Annotated in this window: 14 protein-coding genes; 8 read left to right on the forward strand and 6 right to left on the reverse strand. The window is 63.3% G+C overall.

Annotated elements, in window-relative coordinates:
- Both maiA and Cte04_RS17585 read left to right on the forward strand, forming a co-directional pair.
- A partial coding sequence (gene maiA / locus Cte04_RS17580; protein ID WP_066481406.1) for a maleylacetoacetate isomerase occupies window positions 1-566 on the forward strand: 566 nt, incomplete at its 5' end.
- Window positions 567-577: 11 nt separating this feature from the next.
- Window positions 578-1,489, forward strand: a complete 912-nt coding sequence (locus Cte04_RS17585) for a purine nucleoside phosphorylase YfiH/LACC1 family protein (protein ID WP_245633424.1) — start codon at window positions 578-580, stop codon at window positions 1,487-1,489.
- Here Cte04_RS17585 and Cte04_RS17590 read toward each other — a convergent pair.
- On the reverse strand, window positions 1,403-1,717 hold the full coding sequence (locus tag Cte04_RS17590; RefSeq protein WP_066481412.1) for a hypothetical protein: 315 nt from the start codon (window positions 1,715-1,717) through the stop codon (window positions 1,403-1,405). The two genes, Cte04_RS17585 and Cte04_RS17590, sit on opposite strands and share 87 nt — an antisense overlap.
- A gap of 199 nt (window positions 1,718-1,916) precedes the next feature.
- Here Cte04_RS17590 and Cte04_RS17595 point away from each other — a divergent pair, with 199 nt between their 5' ends.
- The 3 genes from Cte04_RS17595 (at window position 1,917) to phbB (ending at window position 6,224) form a co-directional block, all read left to right on the forward strand.
- The gene (locus Cte04_RS17595) at window positions 1,917-3,809 is read left to right on the forward strand and encodes a PHA/PHB synthase family protein (RefSeq protein ID WP_066481413.1); all 1,893 of its coding nucleotides are present in this window, start codon (window positions 1,917-1,919) and stop codon (window positions 3,807-3,809) included.
- Window positions 3,810-3,948: 139 nt separating this feature from the next.
- Window positions 3,949-5,130, forward strand: coding sequence for an acetyl-CoA C-acetyltransferase (locus tag Cte04_RS17600; RefSeq protein WP_066481417.1), 1,182 nt, complete (start codon window positions 3,949-3,951; stop codon window positions 5,128-5,130).
- 356 nt (window positions 5,131-5,486) lie between these two features.
- Entirely contained in the window at window positions 5,487-6,224 is a 738-nt protein-coding gene (phbB, locus tag Cte04_RS17605) for an acetoacetyl-CoA reductase (RefSeq protein WP_066481420.1), read from the forward strand.
- 414 nt (window positions 6,225-6,638) lie between these two features.
- Here phbB and Cte04_RS22175 read toward each other — a convergent pair whose 3' ends face one another.
- On the reverse strand, window positions 6,639-6,767 hold the full coding sequence (locus Cte04_RS22175) for a hypothetical protein (protein WP_281178786.1): 129 nt from the start codon (window positions 6,765-6,767) through the stop codon (window positions 6,639-6,641).
- Between the two features lie 291 nt (window positions 6,768-7,058).
- Complete coding sequence (gene abc-f / locus Cte04_RS17610) at window positions 7,059-9,059, reverse strand: ribosomal protection-like ABC-F family protein (RefSeq protein WP_066481421.1); 2,001 nt, start codon at window positions 9,057-9,059, stop codon at window positions 7,059-7,061.
- A gap of 288 nt (window positions 9,060-9,347) precedes the next feature.
- Here abc-f and Cte04_RS17615 point away from each other — a divergent pair, with 288 nt between their 5' ends.
- Window positions 9,348-11,837, forward strand: a complete 2,490-nt coding sequence (locus tag Cte04_RS17615) for a YgiQ family radical SAM protein (RefSeq protein WP_066481423.1) — start codon at window positions 9,348-9,350, stop codon at window positions 11,835-11,837.
- 35 nt (window positions 11,838-11,872) lie between these two features.
- Here Cte04_RS17615 and Cte04_RS17620 read toward each other — a convergent pair whose 3' ends face one another.
- Window positions 11,873-14,245 carry an EAL domain-containing protein gene (locus tag Cte04_RS17620; RefSeq protein ID WP_245633425.1) on the reverse strand — a complete coding sequence of 791 codons (2,373 nt, stop codon included), beginning with the start codon at window positions 14,243-14,245 and terminating at the stop codon, window positions 11,873-11,875.
- Between the two features lie 445 nt (window positions 14,246-14,690).
- Entirely contained in the window at window positions 14,691-15,626 is a 936-nt protein-coding gene (locus tag Cte04_RS17625) for a CoA transferase (protein WP_066481436.1), read from the reverse strand.
- Window positions 15,627-15,839: 213 nt separating this feature from the next.
- Between Cte04_RS17625 and ygiD the strand changes: the two genes are divergently transcribed.
- Window positions 15,840-16,712 carry a 4,5-DOPA-extradiol-dioxygenase gene (gene ygiD / locus Cte04_RS17630; RefSeq protein WP_245633426.1) on the forward strand — a complete coding sequence of 291 codons (873 nt, stop codon included), beginning with the start codon at window positions 15,840-15,842 and terminating at the stop codon, window positions 16,710-16,712.
- Between the two features lie 195 nt (window positions 16,713-16,907).
- Here ygiD and Cte04_RS17635 read toward each other — a convergent pair whose 3' ends face one another.
- On the reverse strand, window positions 16,908-18,104 hold the full coding sequence (locus tag Cte04_RS17635) for an amino acid aminotransferase (protein WP_066481441.1): 1,197 nt from the start codon (window positions 18,102-18,104) through the stop codon (window positions 16,908-16,910).
- Window positions 18,105-18,230: 126 nt separating this feature from the next.
- Here Cte04_RS17635 and uvrB point away from each other — a divergent pair, with 126 nt between their 5' ends.
- On the forward strand, window positions 18,231-20,297 hold the full coding sequence (uvrB, locus tag Cte04_RS17640; RefSeq protein WP_066481789.1) for an excinuclease ABC subunit UvrB: 2,067 nt from the start codon (window positions 18,231-18,233) through the stop codon (window positions 20,295-20,297).
- The last annotated feature ends 201 nt before the right edge of the window (window positions 20,298-20,498 follow it).

A 20,498-nucleotide genomic window follows, 5' to 3' on the forward strand; every position in this document is an offset into this window, starting at 1 on the left:
TGCGCGGCGAGCACAAGGCCCCGGCCTATGCCTCGCATGTCGGCGACGCGCTGGTGCCCAGCCTGGAGACCGACGACGGCCACTGGCTTACCCAATCCATGGCCATCATGGAATACCTGGACGAAACGCATGCCGCCCATCCTCTGCTGCCGGCGGATGCCTTGGGGCGGGCCCATGTGCGGGCGCTGGCGCAGATGGTGGCTTGCGAGATCCACCCGCTCAACAATCTGCGTGTGCTCAAGTACCTGGTGCACGAACTCAAGGTGTCGGACGAGGCCAAGACCGGCTGGTATGCCCACTGGGCGCGTTCGGGCCTGGAAGCCTTCGAGCGCCAGCTGGCGCTGCTCGATGCGGAACGCAAGGCCGGCGGCCTGCCTCCGTCGGTTTTCTGCTGGGGCGACGTGCCCGGCATGGCCGAGTGCTGTCTGGTTCCCCAGGTTTTCAACGCCCAGCGCTTTGCCGTCAATCTCGACGGCCTGCCGCGGCTGATGGAGGTGGTGGAGCGCTGCAACGCCATGCCTGCGTTCCAAAGCGCCCATCCGTCGGCCTGTCCGGACGCGCAATGATGGCGCAGCGCATGGAGTTAAATGCCCCCTGGCTGGTCCCCGAGTGGCCGGTGCCCGAAGGCGTGCATGCCGCATGCACGCTGCGCGCGGGCGGTGTAAGCGAGGCGCCCTGGGGCAGCCTGAATCTGGGTGACCATGTAGGCGACGAGCCCGCCCATGTGCGCGAGAACCGGCGGCGGCTTTCGCAGTGGATTGCGGACTGCACGCCCGGTGCCTGCCAGGCCTTTCTGCAGCAGGTGCACGGCACCGACGTGCTGGACCTGGATGCCGGCAATGTGGGGACGGCCAACGGCGCATGCTACGACGCCTGCGTGACCAGCGATGCCGGCGTGGTCTGCACCATCATGGTGGCCGACTGCCTGCCGGTATTGCTCGCGCATCGCAGCGGCAAGGTGGTGGGTGCGGCGCATGCGGGCTGGCGCGGGCTGGCTGGCATGCCGCCCGGGCGCGATGCCGGCGCAGGGCCGCTGCCCCAGGGTGTGCTGGAGTCGCTGTTCGAGGCTTTTTGCCGCAAAGTGCAGGCGGTTGCTGCGCAGTCGGCTATCGATAAGGAAGCTTTGCCGCGGCTGTCCGCCGGTATCGCCGGCCAGACCATGGCATGGTTGGGGCCCTGCATAGGACCCGAGTCTTTCGAGGTGGGGGAGGAAGTCCGTGCAGCTTTCGTAGCCCATGACGCGGAAGCTGCGCAGTTTTTCGATGTGCTTTCCGGCGAAGGCAAACCACGCAAATATCTGGCCAATCTGCCGCAGCTGGCGCGCCAGCGCCTGCAGGCCATGGGAATCGCGTCTATCTACGGCAACGACGGCAGCGCGCCCTGGTGTACGGTGCGCAACGAGTCACGGTTTTTCTCGCACCGGCGCGATGCCGGGCGGCTCGGCAGCAGCGGCCGCCTGGCTGCCTGCATCTGGCGCGACGGGGACTGAGGCAGCTTCAGGCGCTGCACCACCATGCAGCGCCTGTGCCTGCCGGATCGCACGCAGTCTGCGCTTGCGTCCGGGCGTGCCCAGAATGTAGAGCACGATGGACAGCGGCAGCACGCCGTACAGTGCGAAGGTGAAGAAGGCGCCCAGCCAGCTGCCGCCGGGAGCGGCGGCCTCGGCCACCGCCATCATGACGGTGACATACAACCAGGCGATGGCTACAAGATACATGGCGTGTCAATCAAGATTTTGCCGTAGCCGCACCCCACAATATCTGGGTTAAAACAGCTTCACGAGTGATTTCGGCGACATTTTTTGTCAAAAGTTGCTGACTCCTGGGTGACAATGGCGTTGCGTCAGCCGTATTGCAGATTCCGCAAGCCCGCAAACCCCATCAAGAGGTTGGTTCTTGCTCCCACAGGATGTAAGCATGAATTTTGACCCATTCAAGGGCCAGACTGGCCAGTCTCTTCAGCAATTCTGGAGTGAACAGTGGAGCCGCAGCCTGCAGTCCCTGCAGCAAATCGGCACGACAGGGCTGTCCGCGATGCCGGGACTGACCGGCTTTCCCGGTGCGCCGGCGGCAGGCGTTCCGGATCCCTGGCAAGCGATGATCGCGGCTTTTGTCGAAGGCGCACAAAAGATCGCTCCAGCCGTACAGTTCGACCCCGAGAAGCTGCAAAGCCTGCAGGCTGACTATCTCGAGGACGTCCAGGCGCTGGGCGACACGGACAAGGTGCAAAAGCGCCTGTCCAAGGACAAGCGCTTCAATACGCCCGACTGGTCCGGCAACCCCGTGGCTGCCGCAACGGCAGCGACCTATCTGGTGAACAGCCGCATGCTCATGGGTCTTGCGGATGCCGTCCAGGGAGATGAAAAGACGCGCAACCGCGTGCGTTTTGCCATCGAGCAATGGGTGGCCGCCATGGCGCCGAGCAACTTCCTGGCGCTGAATGTGGATGTGCAGAAAAAGGCCATCGAAACCAAGGGCGAGAGCTTGGCCCAGGGCATAGCCAATCTGCTGGCCGACATGCGCCAGGGCCATGTCTCCATGACCGACGAGAGCCTGTTCACCGTCGGCAAGAACGTGGCCACCACCGAGGGCGCGGTCGTGTTCGAGAACGAGCTGTTCCAGCTCATCGAATACAAGCCGCTGACGGCCAAGGTGTATGAAAAACCTTTCCTCATGGTGCCGCCCTGCATCAACAAGTTCTACATCCTGGACCTGCAGCCGGCCAACTCGCTGATCCGCTATGCGGTGGAGCAGGGCAACCATACCTTTGTGGTGAGCTGGCGCAATCCGGACGAAAGCCTGGCCCACAAGACCTGGGACGACTACATCGAGGAGGGCGTGATCACCGCCATCCGCAAGGTCCAGGACATCTGCGATGCGCCGCAGATCAATGTGCTGGGCTTTTGCGTGGGAGGCACCATGCTGTCCACTGCCCTGGGCGTGCTGGCGGCCCGCCAGGAGCGCCTGCAGGGCGAGGCGCCGGCCGCCAAGCCCGGCACCAGAGGCAACGGCAGGACGGCGGTGGCCAAGGCTGCCGCCTCAGCAGCCCAGCCCGTCTTTCCCGTGGCCAGCCTCACGCTGCTGACCACTTTCATCGATTTCAGCGATACCGGCGTGCTCGACGTGTTCATCGACGAATCGGTGGTGCGCTTCCGCGAGATGCAGATGGGGCAGGGCGGCTTGATGAAGGGGCAGGACATGGCTTCCACCTTCAGCTTCCTGCGTCCCAACGACCTGGTCTGGAACTATGTGGTGGGCAATTATCTGAAGGGTGAAACCCCGCCGCCTTTCGATCTGTTGTACTGGAACAGCGATTCGACCAATCTGCCGGGCCCCTATTACGCGTGGTACCTGCGCAATCTGTACCTGGAAAACAAGCTGGTGCAGCCCGGGGCGCTGACCGTGTGCGGCGAAAAGATCGATATGCGCAAGGTCAGGGTGCCGGCCTATCTGTACGGGTCGCGCGACGACCACATCGTGCCCATCGGCGGGGCCTATGCGTCCGCCCAGGTGCTGGGCGGCGAACTGCGCTTTGTGATGGGCGCCTCGGGCCATATTGCCGGCGTGATCAACCCGCCGGTGCACAAGAAGCGCAGCCATTGGCTGCGCGAGGACGGCCAGTTCCCCGCAGCGTTGAGCGATTGGCTGGCCGGAGCCAGCGAGCAGCCGGGCAGTTGGTGGACGGACTGGAGCCACTGGCTGGCATCCCACGCCGGCAAGCAGGTTGCCGCGCCCAAGCGCTATGGCAAGCCCGGTGCATACGAAGCCATCGAGCCCGCACCGGGCCGCTATGTGCAGGTCAAGGCCTGAGCCCGCCAGGACTTGAAAAGGTTTGCAGCGGCCGTGACGATCATGGTCGCTCTGGGAGGGCGAAGCCCCTGCTCGCAGAGGCTGGCGCCCGGTTTTCAGTGAGTTGGTGAACTAGAGAGACCTAGGAAGGTTCGTGAGCATGGAAGACATTGTTATCGTTTCGGCCGTTCGAACGGCGGTAGGCAAATTTGGGGGCGCTCTCGCCAAGGTTCCTGCCACACAGCTAGGTGCCATCGTGATCAACGAAGCTTTGGCGCGAGCCAAAGTGGGCAAGGATCAGGTGGGTGAAGTCATCATGGGACAGGTGCTCACAGCTGCTTCCGGCCAGAATCCGGCCCGCCAGGCCATGATGGCCGCAGGCATTGCCAAGGAAACGCCGGCGTTGACCATCAATGCGGTATGCGGCTCCGGCCTCAAGGCCGTGATGCTGGCTGCCCAGGCCGTGGCCACGGGCGACAGCGAAATCGTGGTGGCCGGCGGTCAGGAGAACATGAGCCTTGCGCCGCATGCCCTGCCCAACTCGCGCGACGGCCAGCGCATGGGGGACTGGAAGCTGGTCGACACCATGATCGTCGACGGTCTCTGGGACGTCTACAACCAGTACCACATGGGCATCACTGCCGAGAATGTGGCCAAGGAAAAGAGCGTCAGCCGGGAGCAGCAGGACGCTCTGGCGCTGGCCAGCCAGCAAAAGGCCGCTGCGGCCCAGGATGCCGGCAAGTTCAAGGACGAAATCGTTCCCGTGAGCATCCCCCAGCGCAAGGGCGATCCCGTGGTCTTCGATACCGACGAATACATCAACCGCAAGACGAATGCCGACGCGCTGGCCGGCCTCAAGCCTGCTTTCGACAAGGCCGGCTCCGTGACCGCCGGCAACGCTTCGGGCCTGAACGACGGTGCTGCCGCCGTGGTGGTGATGAGCGCGGCCAAGGCCAAGGAGCTGGGCCTCAAGCCCCTGGCCAAGATCGTTTCCTACGCGACCAGCGGCCTGGACCCCAAGGTCATGGGCCTGGGCCCGGTGTATGCGGCGCGCAAGGCGCTGGACCGTGCCGGCTGGAAGGCGTCCGACGTGGACCTGTTCGAGCTCAACGAGGCTTTTGCCGCGCAGGCCTGCGCCGTGAACCAGGAGCTGGGCATCGATACCAAGAAGGTCAACGTCAATGGCGGCGCCATTGCCATCGGCCATCCCATCGGCGCATCCGGTTGCCGCATTCTGGTGACGCTGCTGCATGAAATGCAGCGCAGCGGCGCCAAGAAGGGCCTGGCCGGCCTTTGCATCGGCGGCGGCATGGGTGTCGCGCTGGCCGTAGAGGCTTGCTGATGACCGGTGGCGTCTTGGCTGGCGGCTGTGTTTAACGCATAGATCCGTCCGGCGAAGGCGCTGCGGATCATCGCTGTTTCTCCAGGGGTGGTCTGCACAAATCAAACGGCAAAAGGCAGGTGGCGATCTGGTCAGGCATGTCCAATCGTCCTCTGCTCAATGGCTGTGCATCCGGTTTCGCCGCATGGCGAAGCTGTGGATTCACGCGGCCGGATGGCTTGTGCCCGCTCCTAGGGAAGATCAGTAGGCACCAGCTGCCTGCTGGGATAGTTTCCCCGCATTACGCAATGCATACTGGATTCGTCAGTTGACACACATGTGATTGACGCCTTTGAAGAGTAGATGAGGAGAGCAAAATGGGACAGAAAGTAGCGTACGTCACAGGAGGCATGGGCGGCATTGGTACCGCCGTCTGCCAGCGCTTGCACAAGGATGGCTTCAAGGTGATCGCGGGTTGTGGCCCTTCGCGTGATTTCCAGAAGTGGCTGGACGAGCAAAAGGCGCTGGGCTTCACTTTTTATGCGTCAGTTGGCAACGTCGGCGACTGGGAATCCACTGTGGAGGCTTTCGAGAAAGCCAAGGCGGAGCACGGGAGCATCGATGTGCTGGTGAACAATGCCGGCATCACGCGCGACCGCATGTTCGTCAAGATGTCGCCCGAAGATTGGCGCGCGGTGATCGAGACCAATCTGAACTCCATGTTCAACGTCACCAAGCAGGTGGTGGCGGACATGGTCGAGAAGGGCTGGGGGCGCATCGTCAACATCAGCTCGGTCAATGGTGCCAAGGGACAGGCGGGCCAGACGAACTATTCGGCGGCCAAGGCCGGCATGCACGGTTTTACCATGGCTCTGGCCCAGGAGCTGGCCACCAAGGGTGTGACCGTGAATACCGTCAGCCCTGGCTACATCGGCACCGACATGGTCAAGGCCATTCGTCCCGACGTGCTGGAGAAGATCGTGGGCACCGTGCCCGTCAAGCGCCTGGGTGAGCCCAGCGAGATCGCTTCCATCATCTCGTGGCTGGCTTCGGAAGAGGGCGGCTATTCCACCGGAGCCGAATTCTCGGTCAATGGCGGCCTTCACATGCATTGATTGGTGGATGGCGCCATGCAAAAAGGGGCCTTGTGCCCCTTTTTGCCATCCGAAAGCGGTATGCCACAAAGCACAAAACCCGCCATGGGGCGGGTTTGTGGGTCTGGCCTGAATGCCGCCCTGGTCGGTGAGCCGGCGGCGCAGCAAGAAACTTCGGTTTGCAAAGCTGGCTGCTGCATCCAGTTTTGTCGTCCAGGGGCTGCCGTCAGGCAGCTTGGCCTCTCGCCAGGACACACCTGGCAAAGCGCTGCTCAGCGCTTGCGATCGCGTTCGTCTTCGGGCCAGATGGACATGATGATCGTGGTTTGCATGGGGAATCTCTCCTGTTTGCTCTGTATAACGAGGCAGCGGTTCAGCTCGTTGACAGCTTTTTAAAAAAATTTTGCTGTTCTTTTATCCAGTTTTTTGACTGGCTCAAGCGGTGGCACCGGTGTGCATCGGGGCGCGCTTGCGGTCGCGGTCATCCCACGGCCATACCATCTGCGCCTCCATAGCGGCTGCGGATTGCAGGGCTTTGGCGGTGTCAAAAACGGGCTTGGTCATAGCAGATCACTCCTTTGCGTGTTCAACGCGAAGCAGGGGTTCAGGGTTGACCCGCGCTCCACACCCAAAGGCAAGAAAATGCAAGCATTTGCCCTGCTGTTCGTCAGCTAGGCGTAAGAATAAGAAAAAAGCATAGCGGCAGGCGCTTTCTGAGCAAGCGTTGCAGCCATTTTTCTGGTTCAGGTCGATCTGTTACGCTTGCTTGCCCAGGCCCCTGCCGGGGGCGTCAACGAGGCAATGCCAAAGTGCGCCGGCTGGCGCAATGCCAGGCCGACGTCCCAGCCTTCATGTTCAGCCAGGGCTGCCCATGGCTTCGGCGATGGCATCGATCTGCTCGCTTAGTTCCAGCCAGCGCTCCTCGAGCTGGTCGATTTCGTCGTTGCAGCTCTTGAGGCGCTTGCCGGCCTCGGCGATCTCGGCCGGCGCCATGGGCTGGCTCAGCTTCTCTTCCAGTTCGCTGCGCTCGGCCTGCAGCTGGGGCAGGCGCCTGTCGATCTGCTCCAGCTCTTTCTTGAACGGCTTGGTCTTCTCGGCCAGCTGCTGGCGGGCCTGGGCGGCCAGGCGCCGGGCCTCGCGCGGATCGGCGGCTGCCGCTGGGGCCTGCGCCGGCACCGTTGGGGCCACCGCAGCTTGTTCGGCAGTGCTGCTGTTCTGGTCCGCCAGCTTGGCTTCCTCGCGCAGGCGGCGGGATTCCTCGAGCAGGTAGCGCTGGTAATCGTCCAGGTCGCCATCGAAGGGGCCGACCTGGCCGCGGCCCACGAGCCAGAAGTCCTCGCAGACGGCGCGCAGCAGGTGCCGGTCGTGGCTGACCAGCATGACGGTGCCGTCGAAGTCGTTGAGTGCCATGGCCAGGGCTTCGCGCGTCGCCAGGTCCAGGTGGTTGGTCGGCTCGTCGAGCAGCAGCAGGTTGGGGCGCTGCCAGACGATCATGGCCAGCACCAGGCGGGCTTTTTCACCGCCGCTCATGCTGCCCACGGCCTGCTTGACCATGTCGCCGCTGAAATTGAACGTGCCGAGGTAGTTGCGCAGATCCTGTTCGCGCGCCGAATTGCCTTCGGCGCCGGTGTCCCTGGCCAGGCGGACCATGTGCTCGAGCGGATTCTCGCCCGGGCGAAGCACGTCCAGCTCCTGCTGGGCAAAGTAGCCGATGTTCAGGCCCTTGCCCTCGGTGACCTTGCCGGCCAGGGCCTTCATTTCACGCGCAATGGTCTTGACCAGCGTGGACTTGCCCTGGCCGTTGGCGCCCAGGATGCCGATGCGCTGGCCGGCCAGCACCGAGCGGTTCACGCCGCGCAGGATGACGGTCTCATTGCCGGCATCGTCCACATAGCCGAAGGCGGCATCGGTGATGGCCAGCATGGGGTTGGGGAGGTTGGCCGGCTCCTTGAACTCGAAGGTGAAGTCGGCGCTGGCCAGGACGGGTGCCACTTTCTCCATGCGCTCGATCTGCTTGACGCGGCTTTGCGCCTGCTTGGCCTTGGTGGCCTTGGCCTTGAAGCGATCGATGAACTTCTGCAGGTGGGCGATCTTGTCCTGCTGACGCTCGTAGGCCGCCTGCTGCAGCACCATCTGCTGGGCGCGCAGCTCCTCGAACTTGCTGTAGTTGCCGCCGTAGCGCGTGAGCTGGGCGTTTTCTATATGCAGCGTGACGTTGGTGATGGCGTCCAGGAATTCGCGGTCATGGCTGATGACCAGCAGCGTGCCCGGATAGCGCTTGAGCCAGGCTTCCAGCCAGACCAGGGCATCCAGGTCCAGGTGGTTGGTGGGTTCGTCGAGCAGCAGCAGGTCCGAAGGGCACATCAGTGCGCGCGCCAGCTGCAGGCGCATGCGCCAGCCACCCGAGAAGCTGTTGACCGGGTGATCCAGCTCGCTGACCTTGAAGCCCAGGCCCAGGATCAGCGCCTGGGCGCGCGGCACGGCGTCATGGGCGCCGGCATCGGCCAGGTCCGCATGCGCCTGGGCAATGGCCATGCCGTCACCGGCCTTCTCGGCCGCAGCCAGCCTGGCCTGGAGTTCGGTCAGCCGGGTATCGCCTTCGAGCACGAACTGCGTGGCCGATTCCTCGGTCTCGGGCATGTGCTGGGCCACCTGGGCCATGCGCCACTGGGGCGGGACGAAGAATTCGCCGCCGTCCTCGCTGAGGCTGCCGTTGAGCAGGGCGAACAGCGTGGACTTGCCGGCGCCGTTGCGGCCCACGAGGCCGAGCTTTTCGCCGGGATTGATGGTGACGGAGGCACTGTCCAGCAGCACGCGCGTGCCGCGGCGCAGGGTGATGTTTTTAAGGCTGATCATGAATGGCCGCGATTATCCCAGCGAAAGCCCCGGTGGTCGGACTGCATGGAATTGAAGCCGCCATCGATCCATGCCCCGCATGGATTGCTATGCAAGCGGAAGCTGTCTACGCCTGACCCGCAATGGATTCAGGAATAAAGAGCTGGAAAATCGTTGGATGGCTGGCGCTGGATGCTATGAATTACGGAGTTGTGCAGCACGGTTTGCAAGACCTTGCCCGTGCAAGGCCGCAGCTTGAAAAGTACACTGTCAGGTTCTTTCCCGCACTGGCCGCAGAGCCCATTCCACATGAACGCCCCCGTCGACGTTTCCTTTTTCCACCGCGATGCCAAGCCTTTGACCAGCTACCGCCCGTACTGGGCCAAGCGCTTTGGCCCGGCGCCTTTCCTGCCGATGAGCCGCGCGGAAATGGAACAGCTTGGCTGGGACAGCTGCGACATCGTCTTGGTGACGGGCGATGCCTATGTGGACCACCCGAGCTTCGGCATGTCGGTGATCGGCCGCGTGCTGGAGGCCCAGGGCTTTCGCGTGGGCATCATCGCCCAGCCCGACTGGCAGAGCGCCGAGGCCTTCAAGGCCCTGGGCAGGCCCAACCTGTTCTGGGGGGTGACGGCGGGCAACATGGACTCGATGATCAACCGCTACACGGCCGACCGCAAGATCCGCTCGGACGACGCCTACACCCCCGGCGACGTGGGAGGCAAGCGGCCCGACCGCGCGGCCATAGTCTACAGCCAGCGCTGCCGCGAGGCCTACAAGGACGTGCCCATCGTGCTCGGCGGCATCGAGGGCAGCCTGCGCCGCATCGCCCACTACGACTACTGGAGCGACAAGGTGCGCCGCTCCATCGTGGTGGACAGCAAATGCGACATCCTGCTCTACGGCAATGCCGAGCGGGCCCTGGTCGAGGTGGCGCACCGCATCGCGGCGCGCGAGCCGGTGGAGCACATCACCGACGTGCGCGGCACGGCCTTCATCCGCCGCGCCTCGGAAGAGGGCTGGTTCGAGGTCGATTCGACCACGGTGGACGAGCCCGGCGTGGTCGAGCCCCACATCAACCCCTACATGACCACCAGCGAGCAGGCCGAGGCCCAGGGCCAGGTCTGCTCCAAGGAAGAAGGCCAGGAAAAGGGAATGTCGCCGCAGGGCGGCACTTCGGTGAGCGATGTGCAACCCATCCGGTTCGTGCCCAATCTGTCGCTGCGCGCCAAGGGCAAGCAGCCCCCGCGCGACCGGACCGTGATCCGCCTGCCCAGCTACGAGCAGGTCAAGAGTGATCCCATCCTGTACGCCCATGCCAACCGCGTGCTGCACCTGGAGACCAACCCCGGCAACGCCCGCGCGCTGGTGCAGGCGCACGGCGAGGGCTCAATAGCGCGCGACGTGTGGCTGAACCCGCCGCCCATCCCGCTGACCACGGCCGAGATGGACTGGGTCTTCGGCCTGCCTTATGCGCGCAGCCCGCACCCGAGCTACGCCGACGAGAACGGCAGCCATGACGGCGCGACCAAGATCCCGGCCTGGGAGATGATCCGCACCTCGGTCAACATCATGCGCGGCTGCTTCGGCGGCTGCACCTTCTGCTCCATCACCGAGCACGAGGGCCGCATCATCCAGAGCCGCTCCGAGGACTCGATCATCCAGGAGGTCGAGGACATCCGCGACAAGGTCAAGGGCTTCACCGGCACCATCTCCGACCTGGGCGGCCCCACGGCCAACATGTACCGCCTGGGCTGCAAGAGCCCAGAGATCGAGGCGGCCTGCCGCAAGCCCAGCTGCGTCTTCCCCGGCATCTGCCAGAACCTGCACACCGACCACGGCCCGCTGATCAAGATCTACCGCCGCGCGCGCAAGCTGCCCGGCATCAAGAAGATCCTGATCGGCTCGGGCCTGCGCTATGACCTGGCCGTGAAGTCGCCCGAGTACGTGAAGGAGCTGGTGCAGCACCACGTGGGCGGCTACCTGAAGATCGCGCCCGAGCACACCGAGGCCGGCCCGCTGTCCAAGATGATGAAGCCCGGCATCGGCAGCTACGACCGCTTCAAGCAGCTGTTCGAGAAGTTCAGCGAGGAGGCGGGCAAGAAGCAGTACCTGATCCCGTACTTCATCGCCGCCCACCCGGGCACCAGCGACGAGGACATGATGAACCTCGCCATCTGGCTCAAGAAGAACGGCTTCCGCGCCGACCAGGTGCAGACCTTCTACCCCAGCCCCATGGCCACCGCCACGGCCATGTACCACAGCGGGCGCAACACGCTCACCAAGGTGCGGCGCCAGATGCGCGATGCGGATGAGGAGTCGGTGGACATCGTGCGCGGCGAAAAGCGCCGCCGCCTGCACAAGGCCTTCCTGCGCTACCACGACCCGAATAACTGGCCCGTGCTGCGCGAGGCGCTCAAGGCCATGGGCCGGGCCGACCTGATCGGCAACGGCAAGCACCACCTGATTCCGACCTTCCAGCCCCTGGTGGACGGCAGCTACCAGAGTGCGCGCAAGAAGAACAGCACCTCGGCCAAGGGCGGTGCCGCAGGCGTGGGCTATACGGTCAACAAGGACGGCAAGGCCGTGGCGGTGCGCCGCCGTTCGCAGGACGAAGGCGGCCTGGAGCCCCAGGGAGACGTGCGTTTTCGCAGTACCCAGCCTCAGCCCGGCAAGCTGCTGACCCAGCATACGGGCCTGCCGCCGCGCGCCGGAATCAGGAGCGGCGCCAAGGGGGCCGGCAAGTCGGGTTTCAAGTCGGCCAAGCCCCAGGGGCCGTCCTCGCGCAAGCCGCGCTGACCTGCAGCCTGCTGGCCCTGTTGCAGAGGCCGGGTTCAGCTCATCGCCATTGCGCCGCACCATTGCGGCAGCCGGTTCTTGGCGGCGACCGTGAAGAACTCGTCATCCATCGGCACAGGGCGTGCAATCGCATAGCCCTGGCCGTAATCCACGCCTATGTCCCTGAGCGCGAGCGCAATCTCCCGGCTCTCCACGAACTCGGCCACGGTCTGCTTGCCCAGGATATGGGCGATGCGGTTGATCATCTCCACCATCGCATGGCTGCTGGGGTCCTTGAGCATGTCGTGCACGAATCCGCCGTCGATCTTCAGGTGATCTACGGGCAGCTGCTTGAGATAGGTCAGCGACGACATGCCGACGCCAAAGTCATCCAGGGCAAAACGGCAGCCCAGGGCGCGCATGGACTGGATCAGTCGCGTGGCGTTGGAGAGATTGGCAATGGCGCTGGTTTCGGTGATCTCGAAGCACAGCATCTGGGGCGCAATGCCATATAGGCGTATCTGGGTCTGCAGGAATTCCTGCAGATCCTCGTCGTCCAGGCTGGGGCCGGACAGATTGATGGCACAGGTGTCCACGGCGCACGAATGCGCAGGGCGCCGGGCCAGGGTCTGGAAAGTCCTGGTGATGACCCAGCGGTCCAGCTTGGGCATGATGCCGTAGCGTTCCGCCGCAGGGATGAAGGCGCCTGGGCCGATGAGCTGGCCCTGTTCGTCACGCAGACGCAGCAGGACCTCGAAGTGCATGCCGGTTGCGTGGCCGCTTTGCAGCGGAGCGATGCTCTGTGCATAGAGGCAGAAGCGATCGGCATCGATCGCCTCGTGGATGCGCGTCACCCACTCCATTTCGCTGACATGGCGGCTGTAGGCATGGTCTTCCGGGGAGTAGGCGTAGATCCTGTTGCGCCCGCGTTCCTTGGCCTTGTAGCAGGTCACATCGGCCATGCGCAGCAGATCGGCCGCACTGCGGGCTTCGCTCGTGATATGCACCATGCCGATGCTGAAGCCGGTGCGCAGCACCTTGTCGCCCCATTGCACCTGCAGGGCCTGCGCGGCCAGGCGCAGCTTTTCCGCAATGGCCTGCGCCACATGGGGAGGGCAGTTGATCAGCAGCACGCCGAACTCATCGCCTCCCAGGCGCGCGAGTTCATCGGAGCCGCGCACATTGTGCTGCAGCAGCCGCGCGACGGCACTGAGTATCTCGTCGCCGGCGGCATGGCTGCAGGTTTCATTGACCAGCTTGAACTGGTCCAGGTCGATATAGAGCAGGGTGCAGGCCTTGAGCTGATGCAGGCCCTGGTTCAGCAGCTGCTGCAAGTGGCGTTCGAATTCCCCACGGTTCTCCAGTCCGGTCAGCGTGTCATGGCGGGAATTCCACGACAGCTGTTCCATGTATTTCTGTTCGCGCGAGACATCGTGGAGCACGATGACCGCACCGGTCACTTCGCCCTCATGCACGATGCTGGAACCCATGACCTTGACCGGCTGCATGTCATGGTTGCCGCGGCGCAGCCAGCGGGTCTGCCCATCGCGCATGGTGGTCTCGCCTTTTTGCAGCAGCTTGAGCAGATGCTCGCTCTTGAAGCCTTCATCGAGCGTATGGAACTGCAGCGCCTGCGGGAGGGGGCGGCCGAGAATGTCGGCCTTGTCCACGCCCAGCAGGCCCATGGCCACGGGGTTGAGGTAGTTGATCCGGCCATTGCCGTCGATGGTGATCACGGCATCGGCCAGCGCCGCCAGGGTCACTTCGGCCCGGTCCTGCTCTGCCTGCAGCACCCACTGGACCTGCTGCTTCTGGCGCATCAGGCGCAGCGTGTTCCAGCACCACAGGCCGATCAGCGTCGCAGCCAGCAGGCCGTTGAGGCACAGCAGCAGCAGCACCAGGGAGCGCGAACTCCGGCCCAGGGACTCGCTGAATGCCCTGGAGGCAGGCGTGACGCCCTGGTCTATGGATTCGATCTCCTGCTTCCAGGCCTTGATGCTCTCGGGTCTGGCAGGTCCCAGTTCATGGCTGGCCTGGATCTCCTGGGCCAGTGCATCGAGCTGCTCCAGGTATTGGTCGCCCAATCTCCAGTAGCTGACCGGTTTTTGCACCAGGTCGAAGTGCTGGAAGCTGCGCAGCAGCCAGATCAGGGCATTGATATCGTCCGGATGGTTCTGGCCCATCAGCAGGCCCTGGCGCGCTATCTCCAATTGCTCCGGCCGGCTTTCCAGTGCAATGCGGGCCATGGTATCGCCCTGCGGTACGCGCATGGCTGCGCGATATTCGTTCCAGTCGTCAGGATCGGCGCTGTCGATATAGCGGGACAAATGGTAGATCGCGTCCTTTTGGGCCTTGGACCACAGGCTCTCGCCCACCGCGAATGCACGAACGGTGGAGAGCAGATAAATGCTGGTGCTGGTCGATAGCATGAGCACCACCACAAGCAATGCAAGCGGCCATATTCGCTGCAAAACATGCAGTGAGATGCGGTGGCTGCTTGTCGTGGCATGCATATGTTCAGAAGAGCGTCATTTCCCGGGAGCAGCACAAGGCTGCGAGCGGAGCACTGAACAGTTAAGCGGTTTTGGGTGTAAAGAAATGTACTCGAATTGCGGAGCAAGTCTTGTAGGCGCATACACCCAAAATGTTATGTGCAGACGGAAAATATGTTTTGAAAACGAGGGAGATATCAGCCATTGGCAAAGTCCATGGGCTTGAGGCAGTTATCCCTTCCATAATCGTCCGTGGCCTTGCCGTATTTCCCAATGCTTTCTTGCACTGCGGCAAAAAATATTATTGGTTGGTATGCGAATTAATCAGTGGTGCCTGTCTTATTCGATTATTCAATCGAATCCGCGCGATGGATTCCACATTTCATTGGGCAAGAGGGTGCATCGGTATGTCGTGTTGTTCAGCCAGGGCCTGCAATTGCTGGCAGCTATGGATGCGCATGAAGCCTGCGATGGCTTCATGGGTCGCGGGGCTGCGCATGTCGACGGCCGCTTCGCCCATCCCCGCCGCTGCGCAAAGGCGCTGGGCAAAATGGGGCTCCAGCGCGGCCACCGCGATGATGCCGTCCGCGCAGGGATAGATGCGATAGCCCGCATGGGCTCCACCCACGTCTCCGTGCGGCTGTGTCAGCCCCCATTGCCACGGCAGGGCCAGCCAGTGGGCCGCCTGGGCCAGGCCCACCTCATGCAGGAGGCCATGCCCGCTGCGGCGGCTGGCCAGCACGCATTGCAGCACGGCCTCGCTGGCCATGAGGGCGCCGGCCATGTCGGCAAACAGGCTGGGCGGCATCTGCAGCGACTGCACCAGCCCCGCTTCGGCCTGGTAGGTCAGGTCGTGGCCGGGTATATCGGCATCGGGGCCTGTGCTGCCCAGTATGCGCACCATGGAAAGGTGTGGATGCAACGCCTGCAGCCGCTCCCAGGCCAGGCCCAGCTTGGCCAGTGCGCCAGGGCGAAACGAGGTCAGCAGGACATCGGTTCCAGCCAGCACTTCATGGAGCTGCTGCTGTCCTGTTTCGCTTTTAAGATCCATTTGCAGCACGTCGATACCATGATGCATGGCGTCATAAGCCTGGGCGCTGTAGCGTTCCATGGGATCGGCCGTACGCTCCGGAAGGCCATCGTGCCTGTCGGCTGCCCGGGGCTCGATCTTGCGGCACTGGGCGCCCATGCCGGCGCAGCGCCACAGGGCCGCAGGTCCCGGCAGGTTGAGGGCCAGACTGAGAATGCGCACGCCCTCCAGCGGCTGAAGAGAGGAGTAGGGAGGCAGGGTTGAGGCGGGCCGGTCGTACTGGGTCATGGTCGAGGAAGCGGGAGATTGCCGAAGAAGGCTGCTGGAGGAACTTTACCGCCGGCCAGGCTGTCCATCGAGTGGTTCCCTCTCAATCTGGCAGTGCCGCGGTTCTTGCAGTTCGGCCGAAAATATTCATCCACCCATACTATGCGCCGACGTGTTGTGCTTGCGGGGGCGGCCGGCGTGCTGGCCGCTTCCGGGGCTTTATTGGCTTATTCCATGACTTCAGCTTCTTCCTCTCCTTTGCCGCACTCCCTGCTGGAGCGCCTGCAGCCCTCGCCGCGCATGCCCGTGCTGTTCCTGGGCCATGGCAGTCCTATGAATGCGATTGAAGACAATGCCTGGCGCGACAGCTGGCAGGCGCTGGGGCGGGAGCTGCTGGCCAAGGGAATGCGTCCGCAGCTGATTCTGTGCATTTCGGCGCACTGGCTCACGGAATCCGACTGGACGCTGACGGGCATGGCCCGGCCGCGCACCATCCATGATTTCGGCGGTTTTCCGCAGGAGCTGTTTGCCCAGCAATATCCGGCGCCGGGCGCGCCGGCCGTGGCGAAGGCGTTGGCGGCCGAGCTGCATGCACCGGCGGACGGCAGCACGCTGCGGCTGGACGAGCATTGGGGGCTGGACCACGGCAGCTGGTCGGTGCTCAAGCCCATGTTCCCCGAGGCCGACATTCCCGTGATCCAGCTGAGCATGCCTTATGCACTGGCGCCGCGGCGGCATTTCGAGCTGGGCCGGCAATTGCGGGCATTGCGCGAGCGCGGCGTGCTGATTGTCGGCAGCGGCAACGTGGTGCACAACCTGCGTGCGATCCGCCGCGACCTGGAGTCCAGCCACCAGGCCTACGACTGGGCGCAGCAGTTCGACGCCGAGGTGCAGCAGCGCTGGGACGGCGGCAATCTGGCGGATCTGGCCAACTTCCTGGACTGGGGCCCGCAGGCACGCCTGTCCCATCCCACGCATGACCACTACCTGCCGCTGCTGTATGCGGCTGGCGCAGTGCACGAGGATGAGGCGCCGCGTGTGTTCAACCATGGGTTCCAGTACGGCTCGCTTTCCATGCGCTCTGCCGCCTGGGGCATGTCGGGCTGACGGTTTGCTTTGGTTTCGATAGCTGTTTGCGCGCCCCATTCAAGTAATTTGAAATGGTTTATTGTCGAAATCTATTGAAAACGGGCGCAGGCAGCTATCAATAGAGAAGCGCAGATAAAAAAAGACCAACGGACTTTCAATCCGTTGGTCTTTTTGCAGGGACATGGTGCAAGGCCCATGTCCATGGATCTCGCCTCAGATGACCTTGGCGATGGACTGGCAGACGTAGTCGATGTTCTTGCTGTTGAGCGCGGCCACGCACATGCGGCCGGTGTCGGTGCCGTACACGCCGAACTCGGTGCGCAGGCGCACCATCTGGTCCTTGGACAGGCCGGAGTAGCTGAACATGCCGATCTGGCTGGTGATGAAGCTCATGTCCTGCTTCACGCCGGCGGCCTTCAGGCCGTCCACCAGCTTCTGGCGCATTTCCTTGATGCGCACGCGCATCTCGCCCAGTTCCTTTTCCCACAGGGCGCGCAGCTCGGGGTTGCCCAGCACGGCGGCCACCACGGCGCCACCATGGGTGGGCGGGTTGGAGTAGTTGGTGCGGATGACGATCTTGAGCTGGCTCAGCACGCGCGCCGCTTCTTCCTTGTCGTTGCAGACCACGGACAGGGCGCCCACGCGCTCGCCGTACAGGCTGAAGCTCTTGGAGAACGAGGTCGACACGAAGATGTTCATGCCCGAAGCCACGAACTTGCCGATGGCCACGCCGTCCTCGGCGATGCCGTGGCCGAAGCCCTGATAGGCCATGTCCAGGAAGGGGATCAGGTTCCTCGCCTTGACCACTGCAACCACCTGGTCCCACTGGGCGGGAGTGATGTCGTAGCCGGTGGGATTGTGGCAGCAGGCGTGCAGCACCACGACGGTGCCGGCAGCGGCCGCGTTCAGGTCGGCCAGCATGCCCTCGAAGTTGACCGAGCGCGTGGCGGCGTCGTAGTAGCGGTAGGAGCCGACTTCAAAACCCGCGTTGGTGAAGATGGCGCGGTGGTTTTCCCAGCTGGGGTCGGAGATCAGCACCTTGGCGCTGGGGTTGAGCTTCTTGATGAAGTCGGCGCCGATCTTCAGGCCGCCCGTGCCGCCGATGGCCTGTACCGTGGCCACGCGGCCGGACTGGACCACGTCGGATTCCGCGCCGAACACCAGGGCCTTGACGCCGTTGTCATAGGCGGCAATGCCGTCGATGGGCAGGTAGCCGCGGGCCGTGGGCTTGTCCATCATGGCTTTTTCTGCGGCTTGCACGCATTGCAGCAGAGGCAGCTTGCCGTTGTCGTCGAAGTACACGCCCACGCCCAGGTTGACTTTGTTGGGGTTGGTATCGGCAGCGAATTGCTCGTTCAGACCCAGGATGGGGTCGCGGGGGGCCATTTCGACGGCGGTAAACAGAGACATGAAAAATCCTTGAGGGATGGAAATAAGTCAGGTCACCCCCAACTACTGCGCCAGTGACTGAGTTAGGCTTGAGGGTTGGTCTGCCATTCTACTCCGCGCCAACCTATGCGCCATGGACATGACATCATGCAAGAACAAGATATGACTGCTGCGCCGCAAGGCCGCTTCGTGCAATTTCCGGATTCGCCTTTCGAGCTGTTCCAGCCTTATCCGCCGGCCGGCGACCAGCCCGCAGCCATCGCGCAATTGGTGGAAGGCATAGAGGATGGAGAGTCATTCCAGACGCTTCTGGGCGTGACGGGCTCGGGCAAGACCTTCACCATGGCCAACGTGATCGCCCGACTGGGGCGGCCGGCCATCGTGTTCGCGCCGAACAAGACCCTGGCCGCACAGCTGTACTCGGAGTTCAGGGAGTTTTTCCCGAAAAACGCGGTCGAGTACTTCGTCAGCTACTACGACTATTACCAGCCCGAAGCCTATGTGCCCCAGCGCGACCTGTTCATCGAGAAGGACAGCGCCATCAACGAGCACATCGAGCAGATGCGCCTGTCGTGCACCAAGAGCCTGATGGAGCGGCGCGATGTGGTCATCGTGGCCACGGTCTCGGCCATCTACGGCATCGGCGAGCCCGAGAGCTACCACCGCATGATCATGACGCTGCGCGCGGGCGACCGTCTGAACCAGCGCGACGTGATCGCGCAGCTGATCCGCATGCAATACCAGCGCAACGATACGGATTTCGGGCGCGGCACCTTCCGCGTGCGCGGCGACACCATCGACGTGTTCCCTGCCGAGCACTCGGAACTGGCCGTGCGCATCGAGCTGTTCGACGACGAGGTGGAGAGCCTGCAGCTGTTCGATCCGCTCACGGGCCGGGTGCGTCAGAACATTCCGCGCTTCACCGTCTACCCGAGCAGCCACTATGTGACGCCGCGCGACAAGGTGCTGGCCGCCGTGGAAACCATCAAGCTCGAACTCGACGAACGGCTCAAGCAGCTGGTGGGCATGGGCAAGCTGGTGGAGGCACAGCGCCTGGAACAGCGCACACGCTTCGATCTGGAAATGCTGACCGAAGTCGGGCACTGCAAGGGCATCGAGAACTACACGCGCCATCTCTCGGGCTCGGCGCCCGGCGAGCCGCCGAGCACGCTGACGGACTACCTGCCGCGCGATGCCATCATGTTCCTGGACGAGAGCCACCAGATGATCGGCCAGCTCAACGCCATGTACAGCGGCGACCGCTCGCGCAAGACCACGCTGGTCGAATATGGCTTTCGCCTGCCTTCGGCGCTGGACAACCGGCCGCTGAAGTTCGAGGAATTCGAGCAGCGCATGCGCCAGGTGATCTTTGTGTCGGCCACGCCGGCGGACTACGAGAAGACGCATTCGGGCAAGGTGGTCGACCAGGTGGTGCGGCCCACGGGTCTGGTGGACCCCGAGATCGAAGTGCGGCCTGCCATCCACCAGGTCGACGACGTGCTGCAGGAAATCCGCCAGCGCGTGGAAAAGGAAGAACGCGTGCTCATCACCACGCTGACCAAGCGCATGGCCGAGCAGCTGACCGAGTACCTGACCGACAACGGCGTCAAGGTGCGCTATCTGCACTCCGACGTGGACACGGTGGAGCGCGTGGAAATCATCCGCGACCTGCGCCTGGGCGCTTTCGACGTGCTGGTGGGCATCAACCTGCTGCGCGAAGGCCTGGATATTCCGGAAGTGTCGCTGGTGGCCATCCTCGACGCCGACAAGGAAGGCTTTCTGCGCGCCGAGCGCAGCCTGATCCAGACCATAGGCCGCGCGGCGCGCAATATCAACGGCAAGGCCATTCTCTATGCGGACCGCATCACGGACTCGATGAAGAAGGCCATCGGGGAGACCGAGCGGCGGCGTGCCAAGCAGGTGGCGTTCAACGAAGCCAACGGCATTGTTCCCAAGCAGATTGTCAAGAAGGTGAAAGACCTGATTGATGGGGTCTACAGCGAGAAAAGCAGCAAGGAGGCCGAGCGCATCGAGGCCCAGGCCCTGCAGCGTGCCCGCGTGGAAGACATGTCGGAAAAGGATGTGGCCCGGGAAATCAAGCGCCTGGAAAAGCAGATGCTGGAGCATGCGCGCGCGCTGGAGTTCGAGCAGGCGGCGCGTATCCGCGATCAGCTGGCGCACCTCAAGGAGCAGCTGTTCGGCGCGGCCCCCTGATCGTGGGCCTGTGCAGGCAGGGTCCAGCTCGCATAGTGACTCTTTTTTAAAAGTTGCGAACGGTTACCCGACCAAATTAATGGGGAATGTGCTATACTCCTGCTAAACACTCAACAAAAAGAACCCCTCACGAAGGGCTCTGAACCTAATTACAGGACGGAGTAAGGGCGGAGACTGTGCTCGACTTGGAAACAGTAGCCA

Origin of the sequence: Comamonas terrae (assembly GCF_001544075.1) — a bacterium.
Lineage (GTDB): Bacteria > Pseudomonadota > Gammaproteobacteria > Burkholderiales > Burkholderiaceae_C > Comamonas > Comamonas terrae.

Excerpts from the sequence above, each read along its gene's own strand:
- ygiD (WP_245633426.1), top strand. The coding sequence starts at position 15,840 with ATGACTTCAGCTTCTTCCTCTCCTTTGCCGCACTCCCTGCTGGAGCGC.
- Cte04_RS17625 (WP_066481436.1), bottom strand. The coding sequence starts at position 15,626 with ATGACCCAGTACGACCGGCCCGCCTCAACCCTGCCTCCCTACTCCTCT.
- phbB (WP_066481420.1), top strand. The coding sequence starts at position 5,487 with ATGGGACAGAAAGTAGCGTACGTCACAGGAGGCATGGGCGGCATTGGT.
- uvrB (WP_066481789.1), top strand. The coding sequence starts at position 18,231 with ATGCAAGAACAAGATATGACTGCTGCGCCGCAAGGCCGCTTCGTGCAA.
- Cte04_RS17590 (WP_066481412.1), bottom strand. The coding sequence starts at position 1,717 with ATGTATCTTGTAGCCATCGCCTGGTTGTATGTCACCGTCATGATGGCG.
- Cte04_RS17595 (WP_066481413.1), top strand. The coding sequence starts at position 1,917 with ATGAATTTTGACCCATTCAAGGGCCAGACTGGCCAGTCTCTTCAGCAA.
- Cte04_RS22175 (WP_281178786.1), bottom strand. The coding sequence starts at position 6,767 with ATGACCAAGCCCGTTTTTGACACCGCCAAAGCCCTGCAATCCGCAGCC.
- Cte04_RS17600 (WP_066481417.1), top strand. The coding sequence starts at position 3,949 with ATGGAAGACATTGTTATCGTTTCGGCCGTTCGAACGGCGGTAGGCAAA.
- Cte04_RS17585 (WP_245633424.1), top strand. The coding sequence starts at position 578 with ATGGAGTTAAATGCCCCCTGGCTGGTCCCCGAGTGGCCGGTGCCCGAA.
- abc-f (WP_066481421.1), bottom strand. The coding sequence starts at position 9,059 with ATGATCAGCCTTAAAAACATCACCCTGCGCCGCGGCACGCGCGTGCTG.
- Cte04_RS17620 (WP_245633425.1), bottom strand. The coding sequence starts at position 14,245 with ATGCTATCGACCAGCACCAGCATTTATCTGCTCTCCACCGTTCGTGCA.
- Cte04_RS17635 (WP_066481441.1), bottom strand. The coding sequence starts at position 18,104 with ATGTCTCTGTTTACCGCCGTCGAAATGGCCCCCCGCGACCCCATCCTG.
- Cte04_RS17615 (WP_066481423.1), top strand. The coding sequence starts at position 9,348 with ATGAACGCCCCCGTCGACGTTTCCTTTTTCCACCGCGATGCCAAGCCT.